At 64.1% G+C, this 12,454-nt stretch carries 9 protein-coding genes; 5 read left to right on the forward strand and 4 right to left on the reverse strand.

What is annotated here, in order from left to right; all coding sequences use genetic code 11:
• The first annotated feature begins 156 nt into the window (after window positions 1-156).
• From BJF92_RS12885 to BJF92_RS12905, 5 genes are all read left to right on the forward strand, one after another.
• Window positions 157-1,497, forward strand: coding sequence for an ABC transporter substrate-binding protein (locus BJF92_RS12885; protein ID WP_425356423.1), 1,341 nt, complete (start codon window positions 157-159; stop codon window positions 1,495-1,497).
• 364 nt (window positions 1,498-1,861) lie between these two features.
• Window positions 1,862-2,869, forward strand: a complete 1,008-nt coding sequence (locus BJF92_RS12890) for a carbohydrate ABC transporter permease (RefSeq protein WP_075635152.1) — start codon at window positions 1,862-1,864, stop codon at window positions 2,867-2,869.
• 3 nt (window positions 2,870-2,872) lie between these two features.
• Entirely contained in the window at window positions 2,873-4,018 is a 1,146-nt protein-coding gene (locus tag BJF92_RS12895; RefSeq protein ID WP_075635153.1) for a carbohydrate ABC transporter permease, read from the forward strand.
• Between the two features lie 140 nt (window positions 4,019-4,158).
• Window positions 4,159-5,817: a beta-galactosidase BglA gene (gene bglA / locus BJF92_RS12900; RefSeq protein WP_075635154.1), complete on the forward strand. Its 1,659-nt coding sequence runs from the start codon at window positions 4,159-4,161 to the stop codon at window positions 5,815-5,817.
• Between the two features lie 148 nt (window positions 5,818-5,965).
• Entirely contained in the window at window positions 5,966-7,057 is a 1,092-nt protein-coding gene (locus BJF92_RS12905; RefSeq protein ID WP_075635155.1) for an ABC transporter ATP-binding protein, read from the forward strand.
• Between the two features lie 80 nt (window positions 7,058-7,137).
• On the opposite strand, the gene BJF92_RS12910 is transcribed toward BJF92_RS12905, so the two are convergent.
• The 4 genes from BJF92_RS12910 to zwf all read right to left on the reverse strand — a co-directional run bounded on the left by BJF92_RS12910 (window position 7,138) and on the right by zwf (window position 12,368).
• Window positions 7,138-7,491 (reverse strand): hypothetical protein, encoded by a 354-nt coding sequence (locus tag BJF92_RS12910; RefSeq protein ID WP_075635156.1) that lies wholly within the window; start codon window positions 7,489-7,491, stop codon window positions 7,138-7,140.
• A gap of 507 nt (window positions 7,492-7,998) precedes the next feature.
• The gene (gene edd / locus BJF92_RS12915; protein ID WP_075635157.1) at window positions 7,999-9,819 is read right to left on the reverse strand and encodes a phosphogluconate dehydratase; all 1,821 of its coding nucleotides are present in this window, start codon (window positions 9,817-9,819) and stop codon (window positions 7,999-8,001) included.
• Window positions 9,820-10,025: 206 nt separating this feature from the next.
• Window positions 10,026-10,724: a 6-phosphogluconolactonase gene (gene pgl / locus BJF92_RS12920; protein ID WP_075635233.1), complete on the reverse strand. Its 699-nt coding sequence runs from the start codon at window positions 10,722-10,724 to the stop codon at window positions 10,026-10,028.
• Window positions 10,725-10,892: 168 nt separating this feature from the next.
• The gene (zwf, locus tag BJF92_RS12925) at window positions 10,893-12,368 is read right to left on the reverse strand and encodes a glucose-6-phosphate dehydrogenase (protein ID WP_075635158.1); all 1,476 of its coding nucleotides are present in this window, start codon (window positions 12,366-12,368) and stop codon (window positions 10,893-10,895) included.
• Window positions 12,369-12,454: the final 86 nt, after the last annotated feature.

The following is a 12,454-nucleotide window of genomic DNA, read 5'->3' on the forward strand; positions in this document are numbered from 1 at the left end:
TTTACCCGTTGCTGAGATGCCCCTCTTGACTCTTTGCGCGCGTATCGGTTTTGTTAATTTTCAAAGCGCTTTGAGAGAGGGCGCTTCTGAGGCTTTCCGGCCCTTGCTTCCACGGCCGGCAAACGGGAGGATGAGTGCGTGAAGAAGAGATTCCTGATGGGGGTCGCCGCCCTGGCGATGCTGGCGGGTTCGGCGCATGCGGCCGAGCTGAAGTTCAAGCCGGGCGAGGATTCCAAGTTCAACTGGGCAAGCTTTGACAGCTTCAAGTCCGGCCATGACCTCAAGGGCCAGACGCTGACCATCTTCGGCCCCTGGCGCGGCGAAGACCAGGCGCTGTTCGAATCGATCCTGGACTATTTCCGTGCCGCCACCGGCGTGGACGTGAAATATTCCTCCTCGGAAAACTACGAGCAGCAGATCGTCATCGACACCCAGGCCGGCAGCCCGCCCGATGTCGCCATTCTGCCGCAGCCGGGCCTGATCGCCGATCTCGCCTCCAAGGGCTATCTCACGCCGCTGGGCGAAGAGACCGGCACCTGGCTGAAGGACAATTATGCCGCCGGCCAGTCTTGGGTCGATCTGTCGACCTATGCCGGCAAGGACGGCAAGAAGCAGGTCTATGCCTTCCCCTACAAGATCGACGTGAAGTCGCTGGTCTGGTACGTGCCCGAGAACTTCGAGGACGCGGGCTATCAGGTGCCCAAGACGATGGAAGAGCTGAAGGCGCTGACCGAGAAGATCGCGGCCGATGGCGGCAAGCCCTGGTGCATCGGTCTGGGCTCCGGCGGCGCCACCGGCTGGCCGGCCACCGACTGGGTCGAAGACCTGATGCTGCGCACACAGACGCCCGAGACCTATGACAAGTGGGTCACCAACGCCATTCCGTTCACCGACCCGGCTGTTCTCGGCGCGATCGATGAATTCGGTTGGTTCGCCAAGAACGACAAGTTTGTCGATGGCGGCGTGGCCGCGGTGTCCTCCACCGACTTCCGCGACAGCCCGAAGGGCCTCTTCTCCTCGCCGCCGAAGTGCTATCTGCACAAGCAGGCGTCCTTCGTTCCGTCCTTCTTCCCGGCCGGCACCAAGGTAGGTGAGGATGTCGACTTCTTCTACTTCCCGCCTTACGCCTCCAAGCCGGAGCTTGGCAGCCCGGTCGAGGGTGCTGGCACGCTGGCGATGATGACCCGCGACACCGCCGCCTCGCGCGCCTTCATGGACTTCCTCAAGACGCCGATCGCGCATGAGGTCTGGATGGCGCAGTCGAGCTTCCTGACGCCGTATAAGAGCGTCAACAAGGATGCCTATGCCAATGCCGCGATGAAGAAGCAGGGCGAGATCCTGCTCAACGCCACGACCTTCCGCTTCGACGGGTCTGACCTGATGCCCGGCAAGATCGGCGCGGGCGCCTTCTGGACCGGCATGATCGACTATGTCGGCGGCAAGTCGTCGGCCGATGTCGGCGCGCAGATTCAGAAGGCCTGGGACGCGATCAAGTAAGTCCCTCTTGACGAAGTCTGCCAAGGGCCCGGATGCTTCAGCGTCCGGGCCTTCGTTGAAGGAAGGGCAGGGCTGTCCCTGCAGATCCTCGTATCGGTGCGCGCCACGCGCCGGACCTCAGGAAAATGCCAGGGAATGGGGGAGGATGCAGAGGGAAGGATGGCTTTGCCGACCGCCTTGCATCCCGGGTTACTCTGTCACTGGTCGTCCCCATGCCCTCTTGCGGGAGGCGGCAGGAGCGGGATGGTTGAAGATGTGGGCGGTTTTCGCCGGGAATCCCGCTCAGATTTTTTGATTTAGCCGTCAACAGAACCCGCCGGCAAAGGCGGGCCGGATCAGGTCGGTACTCTCAGGAGGAGCGTGCATGCAGCAATTGTTCATGGCCATCGTCACCATGGCGGCAGGCGTTCTCGCCTGTGCCGCCTATTTCTTCGTGTCGAACTGGCTGCTCGACCAGATCTTCCCCTCGCGCGGCCGCGTGGGCGCCGAGGCCTCGCGCAACATGCGCATCGCCAACCAGATCCGCCCCTGGCTGTTCCTCGGTCCGGCCTTCACCCTGCTGGCGATCTATCTGATCTATCCGGTGATCGAATCCGTCTGGCTGTCGCTGCATGACCGCACCGGCCAGACCTTTGTCGGTCTCGCCAATTTCAACTGGATGATCCATGACGGCGAATTCCGTCAGTCGATCTTCAACAATTTCCTCTGGCTCCTGGTCGTGCCGGCGCTCGCCACCTTCTTCGGCCTTGTCATCGCCGCGCTGACCGACCGCATCTGGTGGGGCAACATCGCCAAGACGCTGATCTTCATGCCGATGGCGATCTCCTTTGTCGGCGCTTCGGTCATCTGGAAATTCATCTATGACTACCGTGCCGAGGGCCGAGACCAGATCGGCCTCTTGAACGCGATCGTCACCGCCTTCGGCGGTGCGCCGCAGGCCTGGATCACGCTGCCCTTCTGGAACAACTTCTTCCTGATGGTGATCCTGATCTGGATCCAGACCGGCTTCGCCATGGTCATCCTCTCCGCCGCGCTGCGCGGCATCCCCGAGGAAACGATCGAGGCTGCGGTGATCGACGGCGCCAATGGCTGGCAGATCTTCTTCAAGATCATGATCCCGCAGATCTGGGGCACGATCGCCGTGGTCTGGACCACGATCACCATCCTCGTTCTCAAGGTCTTCGACATCGTGCTGGCCATGACCAATGGCCAATGGCAGAGCCAGGTTCTGGCCAATCTCATGTTCGACTGGATGTTCAGGGGCGGCGGCGATTTCGGTCGCGGCGCGGCCATCGCCGTGGTCATCATGGTCTTGGTCGTGCCGATCATGATCTGGAACATCCGCAACGCCACCCGCGAGATGAAGGGCTAAGACATGCTGGCGACCAAGCGCTCCCCCCTCGTCTGGGTAGTCCATCTCTCCGTCCTCTTGCTCGTGGTGCTCTGGACCCTGCCGACGGCCGGCCTCTTGATCTCCTCGCTGCGCGACAAGGACCAGCTCGCCGTATCGGGCTGGTGGACGGCTCTCTCCACCAGCACGCAGAATCTCGTCTACCGCGCACCGGGCGCGGAGGCGCAGACCCAGAAGGACGGCAAGTTCGTCATTTCGGGCAATGTGCTGGAAGGCTCCAATGCCAAGGTCTCAGCCTTCGGTTTCTCCTCGCGCGAGCCCGCCGCATTCCCGGCCGGGCAGACCGCGACGCTTGGCGATGGCGGCCAGCTGACCGTGCGGGACGATGGCAGCTTCGACATCGTCTCCGACAAGAGCTTTGAAGGCGGGCGCGGCCAGCGCATCTTCGTCACCGCCAGCGTGCCGCCGCGCTTTACGCTCGACAACTACCGCGAAGTGCTCAAGGCGGCCGGCATCGGCACCTCCTTCATCAATTCGCTGACGGTGGCCATTCCCGCCACCATCATCCCGATCCTGATCGCCGCCTTCGCCGCCTATGCGCTGGCCTGGATGCAGTTTCCCGGCCGCGCCGTGCTTGTGGCCGTGGTCGTCGGCCTTCTGGTCGTGCCGCTGCAGATGTCGCTGATCCCGCTTCTGCGGCTCTACAACAGTGTCGGCGGCATGCTCGGCGTGCCGGCCAAGACCTATGCCGGCATCTGGCTCGCCCATACCGGCTTCGGCCTGCCGCTCGCCATCTACCTCCTGCGCAACTACATGGCCGGCCTGCCGAAGGAGATCATGGAATCCGCCCGCGTCGACGGCGCGAGCGACTTCGAGATCTTCGTCAAGATCATCCTGCCCTTGTCCTTCCCGGCGCTGGCCTCCTTCGCCATCTTCCAGTTCCTGTGGACCTGGAACGACTTGCTCGTCGCCATGGTCTTCCTCGGCGCGGGCGATCAGGAGCTGGTGCTAACAGGGCGGCTGGTGAACCTGCTGGGTTCGCGCGGCGGCAACTGGGAAATCCTCACGGCCTCGGCCTTCATCACCATCATCGTGCCGCTGCTCGTCTTCTTCGGTCTGCAGCGCTATCTGGTGCGCGGCCTGCTGGCCGGCTCGGTCAAGGGCGGCTGAGGAACACGTCTTTCCCGAACGCGGCACCTTGCGAAGCGCCGCGTTCGGCCCTCTCTATGCTTTCGTTATGACCGGCGGTGCCCGAAGAGGGCGGCATAGGGCCGCCCGCGGCCGTCGGCGACAGGGATACAAGTGCATCCATGACCAGCCAGAACGTCACATCCACCCTGCCGGCGGTCGATCGGGACTGGTGGCGCGGCGCCGTGATCTACCAGATCTATCCGCGCTCCTATCAGGACTCCAACGGCGACGGCATCGGCGATCTCAAGGGCATCACCGCCCGTCTGCCCTATATTGCCGGGCTGGGCGTCGATGCTATCTGGATCTCGCCCTTCTTCACCTCGCCGATGAAGGATTTCGGCTACGACGTCTCCAACTACAAGGGCGTCGATCCGATCTTCGGCCTCTTGGCCGATTTCGACGAGATGATCGCCGAGGCCCATCGTCTGGGCATCCGGGTGATGATCGATCTGGTGCTGTCGCACACCTCCGACCAGCATCCCTGGTTCGTGGAAAGCCGCTCCAGCCGCTTTAACGCCAAGGCCGACTGGTATGTCTGGGCCGACTCCAAGCCGGATGGCACGCCGCCCAACAACTGGCTGTCGATCTTCGGCGGCTCCGCCTGGGCCTGGGATCCGACCCGGCTGCAATATTACATGCACAACTTCCTCACCTCGCAGCCGGACCTGAACCTGCACAATGAAGAGGTGCAGAACGCGCTGCTCGATGTCGAGCGCTTCTGGCTGGAGCGCGGCGTCGACGGCTTCCGCCTGGATACGATCAATTTCTACTTCCACGACAAGGAGCTGCGCGACAATCCGGCGCTGGCCCCGGAGCGGCGCAACGCCAACACCGCGCCGGCCGTGAACCCCTATAATTATCAGGAACATCTCTACGACAAGAACCGTCCGGAGAACCTCGCCTTCCTGCGCCGCTTCCGCGGCGTCATGGACGAGTTCCCGGCGATCGCCGCCGTGGGCGAGGTGGGCGACAGCCAGCGCGGCCTGGAAATCGCCGGGGAATACACCTCCGGCGGCGACAAGGTGCATATGTGCTACGCCTTCGAGTTCCTGGCGCCCGATCCGCTGACGCCCGCGCGCGTGGCCGAGGTGCTGCATGATTTCGAGCGCGCCGCGCCCGAGGGCTGGGCCTGCTGGGCCTTCTCCAACCATGATGTGGTGCGCCACATCTCGCGCTGGGGCGAGGGCATCCAGGATCACGAGGCGCATGCCAAGATGCTCTCGGCGCTTCTGATGTCGCTGCGCGGCTCGGTCTGCATCTACCAGGGCGAGGAACTGGCGCTGACGGAAGCCGACATCGCCTTCGAGGATCTGCAGGATCCCTATGGCATCCAGTTCTGGCCGGACTTCAAGGGCCGCGACGGTTGCCGCACGCCGATGATCTGGGACAGCGAAAAGCCGGCCGGTGGTTTCTCCGAAGGTAAGCCGTGGCTTCCCGTTCCGGCCGAGCATCTCGCCCGCGCCGTCTCGGTGCAGGAGCATGACATGCGCTCGGTGCTGCACCACTACCGCCGCTTCCTGGCCTTCCGCAAACAGCATGCCTGCCTGGCCAAGGGCGAGATCCACTTCAGGCCTTATGCAGCGCCGGTGCTGGGCTTCATGCGCCAGCATGGCAGCGAGGAAATGCTCTGCCTGTTCAACATGAGCGGCGAGCCGGTGACGGTGGAGCGCCCGGCGGAGCGCATCGAGGCGGCGCTCGGCCACGGCTTCGATTCGCATCTCGGCGAGACGCGCATCACGCTGCCGGCTTGGGGCGCCTTCTTCGCACGCGTGCTTTAAGTGTGCATTTGCATCGGAGCGAACATCGGAGCGAACTGGGGCACCGCCTTTCGCTCCGATGCGCTACCAGGAAGAACAGGGGGAGGGGTGCGGCCATCAGGCCGCGCCGCACCGACAGAAACGACCAAATGAACGAGGGGTCCCAGCGATGGCCGGTTTGGAACTGAAAGATATCCGCAAGTCCTATGGCGCGGTCGACATCATCAAGGGCATCGACCTGTCGATCGACAAGGGCGAGTTCGTCGTTTTCGTCGGTCCGTCCGGCTGCGGCAAGTCCACGCTGCTGCGCATGATCGCCGGGCTTGAGGAGATCAGCAGCGGCGACATGTTTATCGAGGGCGAGCGCGTCAACGACGTGCCGCCGTCCAAGCGCGGCATCGCCATGGTGTTCCAGTCCTATGCGCTCTATCCGCATATGACCGTTTACGACAACATGGCCTTCGGCATGCGGATCGCGAAGGAGAGCAAGGAGGAGATCGACCGCCGGGTGCGCGCGGCCGCGGAAATCCTGCAGCTGACCAAATATCTCGACCGCCTGCCCAAGGCGCTTTCGGGCGGCCAGCGCCAGCGCGTGGCGATCGGCCGCGCCATTTGCCGCAATCCCAAGGTCTTCCTGTTCGACGAGCCCCTGTCGAACCTCGACGCTGCACTGCGCGTGGCGACCCGCATCGAGATCGCCAAGCTGCACGAGACGCTGGCCGACACCACGATGATCTATGTCACCCATGACCAGGTCGAGGCCATGACGCTGGCCGACCGGATCGTCGTGCTGTCCGCCGGCCATATCGAGCAGGTCGGCGCGCCGCTCGAGCTCTATGACCGTCCGGCCAATCTCTTCGTCGCCCGCTTCATCGGCTCGCCGGCCATGAACATCCTGCCGGCAAAGATCCTCGAGACGGGCGAGCGCACCACGGTGGAGCTGCCCGGTGGCCTGCGCCAGACCCTGCCGATCGCCACGGCACCGACGGAAAAGGGCAAGACCGCGAGCTTCGGCATTCGCCCCGAGGACCTGACCATCGCCACCGGTGCCGATCATGTGCTGGCCGGCAAGGTCTCGATTACCGAAGCGCTCGGCGAAGTGACGCTAATCTATCTCGACGATCCGGCCGGCGGCGAGCCGCTGATCGCCAAGGCGCCCGGCCATGCGCCGGTCGAGCGCGGCACCGAGCTGCGCTTTGCCGCCGACCCGGCCAAGATGCATCTGTTCGATCCCAACGGCGTCAGCTATCGCCGCCTGTAAGCCGGCTTTTCCCGGACGGAAAAAAGGCGCTGGAGCGAAGGCTCCGGCGCCTTTTTCTGTTTTCAGCCGGAAGGGCGGCGTCAGCGATAGATGTCGAGCACCCGGCCGCGATGGTTGGGATGGGTGGAATAGACGAAGATGCGGTTGATGTCGCGATCCGTCAGCAGGCGCAGGAAGCGCGCCTCGACCTTGTTGTCGGCATGCACGCGCTTGGTCAGGCAGCCGACCATGGGCACATTGGCGCTGACGAATTCGAGATAGAAATTCTGCGGCAGCTTGAACTGCGTCGGCATGGAGAGCACCGCGCCGCTCTTCGACAGGCGGATGACCTGGCAGCGACGGGAGCTGAGATGAACGATGCCCTTCTCGGTATATTCGATCCGCGCCTCATTCATCGTGTCTTCCATCGGGAAGGCGACTTCCCGGTCATACATGAAGGACTCTTCTCGGCTCAGATAGGTCGGTTGGTCGCTGCTGCGCACGTCGTTCGTCCGCCTCTTATTGTCATTGTCATCCTAAGGAAACTCTGAAGAGGTTAGACGGCAAATTTTAAGGATAGGTAAGAATTTCCGCCGCGTTTGTCGTTAAGCCCAAGCTGACACATGTTTTGCGCCGGTTTTGCGTGGCGCATCACTGGCGGGCGCCAGCTGTATTTTTACAGGAGAACGCAATCAGACGTCGTCTGTACCCGCCGGCGGTCGTCGGCAACAACGAAAAAGCCGCCCCTTCTTGAGGAAGGGACGGCCGGGCAGAGGGTGATTTCTGTGGAGCCCAGCCGACGACTGGACCGGCTGACTGGCGGAGAGAGCTCGCCTGAAGATCAGGCGCAGCCCGATGCCCTAGAGCATCAGACTGAAAATCGCACGCAGTCTGATGCTCTAATTTTTTGTTTTTGCATCGGATTTTTCCGAAAACCGGTTCCCACTTTTCGGTCCGATGCCCTAGTGGAAAAACACGCTGGCGCCGTGATCGGCCGGGCCGGTGGCGGCGCGGAAGGGCGCGAAAAGCTCGCGGCCCATGCCGAACTCATTGGCCGAGAGATCGGCGATGACGGGCGTGCGGGCAGCGAAATCCTCCGCATTGCCGACCACGTCGATGGTGCCAGCCACGGCGTCCAGGCGGATGATGTCGCCTTCCTGGATCTTTGCGATCGGCCCGCCTTCGACGGCTTCCGGCGTCATGTGGATCGCCGAGGGCACCTTGCCCGAGGCGCCGGACATGCGCCCGTCGGTGATCAGCGCCACCATCTGGCCGCGATCCTGCAGGATGCCGAGCACGGTGGTGAGCTTGTGCAGCTCGGGCATGCCATTGGCCTTGGGGCCCTGGAAGCGGACGACGGCGATGAAATTGCCGGTCAGCGTGCCTTCCTTGAAGGCGGCCTGCAGCTCGCTCTGATCGTGGAAGATCTTGGCCGGCGCCTCGATGATGTGGCGCTCGGGCTTGACCGCCGAGATCTTGATGACGGCCTTGCCCAGATTGCCCGAGAGCATGCGCAGGCCGCCGCTGGCCTGGAAGGGCTGGTCGATGGTGGCGAGCACCTTGGGATCGCCGCTCACCTCGGGCGCCGGCAGGCGCTGGACCGACCCGTTCTCGCCCAGCCGCACGTCGATGGCATAGGAGGCCAGACCGTGGCCGAAGACGGTGCGCACATCGTCATGCAGCAGGCCCTGCTTGAGGAGCTGGCTGATGAGGAAGCCCATGCCGCCGGCGGCGTGGAAATGGTTCACATCCGCCAGCCCGTTCGGATAGACGCGGGCGAGCAGGGGGATGATGTCGGACAGCTCGGCAATGTCGGCCCAGGTCAGCTGGATGCCGCCGGCGCGCGCCATGGCCACCAGATGCATGGTGTGGTTGGTCGACCCACCGGTGGCATGCAGGCCGATGACGCCGTTGACGATCGAGCGCTCGTCGATCATCTCGCCGGCCGGCGTGAACTCATTGCCCTGGGCGGTAATCGCCAGTGCCCGCTTGGTCGCCTCGCGCGTCAGCGCCTCGCGCAGCGGCGTGCCCGGATTGATGAAGGAGGCGCCGGGCAGGTGGAAGCCCATGATCTCCATCAGCATCTGGTTGGAATTGGCCGTGCCGTAGAAGGTGCAGGTGCCGGGGCCGTGATAGGATTTGGACTCCGCTTCCAGCAGCTCGTCGCGCCCAACCTTGCCCTCGGCGAAGAGCTGGCGCACGCGCGCCTTCTCGTCGTTCGGCAAGCCGGTGGTCATCGGTCCGGCCGGAATGAAGACCGCCGGCAGATGGCCGAAGGTCATGGCGGCGATCATCAGGCCGGGAACGATCTTATCGCAGACGCCGAGATAGACGGTGCTGTCGAACATGTTGTGCGACAGGCCGATGCCGGCGGCCATGGCGATCAGATCGCGCGAGAACAGCGACAGTTCCATGCCGGGCTGGCCCTGCGTCACGCCATCGCACATGGCCGGCACGCCGCCGGCAACCTGCGCCACGCCGCCCGCCTCGCGCGCGGCCTCGCGGATGATGGCCGGGAAGGTCTCGAACGGCTGATGCGCTGAGAGCATGTCGTTATAGGAGGTGATGATGCCGAGGTTGGGCACGGTGTCACCGGCCAGCGCCTGTTTCTCGGCGGGGGAACAGACGGCGAAGCCATGGGCCAGATTGCCGCAGCCGAGCACCGAGCGGTGCACGCTCTTGGCGGCAGCGTTGCGCACGCGCTCGAGATAGGCTTCACGGGTGGGTTTCGACCGCTCGATCAGTCTCTGGGTGATGGCGGCGATGCGGGAATCGACGGACATGGCACTCCTTTTCCGGAGCCCGGTCACAAGGGGCTCCTGCGGGTCTTAGAGGAACGTCAGCAGCGCCGCGCCGCAAGAAGCGGACGGTTGCCGCAGAAAGACAGGGTCTGCAGTGTCGGCCACGGGCCGACCCACGGCCGGTTTCCCGGCCGCTCGGGGCGGTGCCCGGCCGATATCTGTGCGCCTCGGGTTTCGGCCTGATCTGGTCAGGGCGCCCAGTAGATCTCGACAGGGCTTATCGCCCGGCGCAGAACGGCGCGGATCGGCATCTCGGTTTCCTCGCCTTCGGCTTGCGCCGCGGCCAGGACCGTTTTCTTGGCCTCGCCCTCGATGTGCAGCACCAAAAGGCGCGCATCGTTGAGGGCGGAGAAGGTAAAGGTCAGGCGCGGCTCGCCGGCGCCCTCTGCCGTCATGGTGATGACGCCGCGCGGCGTGTCGGCCGCCAGCGCTTCCGAAAGCCGCGAGCCGCCAGGGAAGAAGGAGGCGGTGTGACCGTCGCCGCCCATGCCGAGAATGGCCACGTCGAAGGGCGCGGCGATTGCCGCCGTCTCGATGCTGGCTTCGGCAGCGGCGATCTCGACATTTTCGGCCGGGTGATAGAGCGGCACGAAATGGGCGCGCGCAGCTTCGTTCTGCAGCAGGTTCTCGGCCACCAGCCGGTGGTTCGAGCGGTCGCTGTCCGGCGGCACGAAGCGTTCGTCGACCAGCGTCACCGTCACCTTCTGCCAGTCCAGTGCATGGCCCGACAGCGCGGCGAAGAAGGCCTTGGGCGTCGATCCGCCCGAGACGGCGAGGCTTGCGGCCCCGCGCGCGGCGATGCCGTCACGCAAGGCAGCGGCAACCCGCTCGGCCAGGGCTCCGGCCAGCTCCGCTCCGGAAGCGAAAGCATTGAATGTCGTCGGCATCAGCCCTGTCTCCACCGCTTGCAAGGCCGGATAGCGCCGGTTCGGCATCCGCATCGGCCGTCTTCGTTCGTCCCTGTCAGCCCGCAAGGATGCGCCGACTGTCTGCGGCACGTCTCTTTGTGGGAGCGGCGGGCGGCTAGCCGTTTCCGGCCGTCCGCCGCGTCCGGCTCAGTTCTCGTGCCAGGTGCGGCCGTCGCGCTCGATGAGCGCGATGGCCTGGCTCGGGCCCCAGGTGCCGGCGGTGTAGCCCTGCGGCTTCTGCCCGACGATTTCCCAGGCCTTGAGGATCGGATCGACCCAGCGCCATGCGGCCTCGACTTCGTCGCGGCGCATGAACAGCGTCTGATTGTTGCGCACCACATCGAGCAGCAGGCGCTCATAGGCATCGGCGCTGCGCACGTTGAAGGCCTCGGAGAAGGTCATGTCCAGCGAGACGTTGCGCAGGCGCATGCCGCCCGGGCCCGGATCCTTGATCATCAGCGACTGCTTGACGCCTTCGTTCGGCTGCAGGCGGATGATCAGCTGGTTGGCCTCGATCCGGCCCGCGCTTTCATCGAAGATCGAATGCGGGATCGGCTTGAAGGTGATGACGATTTCCGACATGCGCGAGGCCATGCGCTTGCCCGTGCGGATATAGAAGGGCACGCCGGCCCAGCGCCAGTTGCCGATCTCGGCCTTGATGGCGACGAAGGTCTCGGTGTCGGACTGGCCGCTTTCCAGCTCTTCCAGATAGCCCTTGACCGGGCCGCCGGCCGAGGCGCCGGCGCGATACTGGCCGCGCACGGTCATCCGCTCGACATTGGCCGGCGTGATCGGCTTCAGCGCATGCAGCACCTTCAGCTTTTCGTCGCGCACCGCTTCCGCGCTCATATTGGTGGGCACTTCCATGGCAACGAGGCAGAGCAACTGCAGGATGTGGTTCTGCACCATGTCACGCAGCGCGCCGGCGGTGTCGTAATAGCCGGCACGGCTTTCCAGCCCGACCGATTCGGCCACTGTGATCTGCACATGGTCGATATGCGAGGCGTTCCACAGGGGCTCGTAGAGCGCATTGGCGAAGCGCAGCGCCATCAGGTTCTGCACCGTCTCCTTGCCGAGATAGTGGTCGATGCGGAAGATCTGCTCTTCGCGGAAGACCTTGCCGATCGTGTCGTTCAGCTCGAGCGCGGAGGCCAGGCTTTTGCCGATCGGCTTTTCCACGACAATACGCGTCTGCTTGGTGATCAGCTTGTTGTCGCGGATGCGTTCGGAAATATCGCCGAAGATCGCCGGCGCCACGGCGAGATAGAAGGCGCGGATCCGGTCCTTGCCGCCATCGTCGAGCAATTGCTTGAGCTTGTCCCAGCCCGCGTCGGAGCGCGCATCGACGGAGATGTAGAACAGGCGATCGGTGAAGATCTTGACCTGGTCCTCCTCATATTCGCCGGGCTTGAGGTGCTCCTTCAGCGCGTTGACCGCGAAGGTGCGGTATTCCTCGTGCGTCAGCACGCTGCGCGAGGCGCCGATGATCCGGGTCGGGTGGCTCAACTGGCCGTCGAGCTGGCGGTGGTAGAGCGCAGGCAGGAGCTTGCGCTCCGCCAGGTCGCCGGTGCCGCCGAAAACGACGTAGTCGAAGGGTTCTACTGGAATGATCTGACTGCTCATCACGTTTTGGTCTCGCTTCCCTGGACAGCGTATAATCTAATCGATTTAAATGCGCTAGTATGGTCAGGCCAAAAAAGTACTCCCGG

Source organism: Xaviernesmea rhizosphaerae, from assembly GCF_001938945.1.
In the GTDB taxonomy this organism is placed as follows: Bacteria; Pseudomonadota; Alphaproteobacteria; order Rhizobiales; family Rhizobiaceae; genus Xaviernesmea; species Xaviernesmea rhizosphaerae.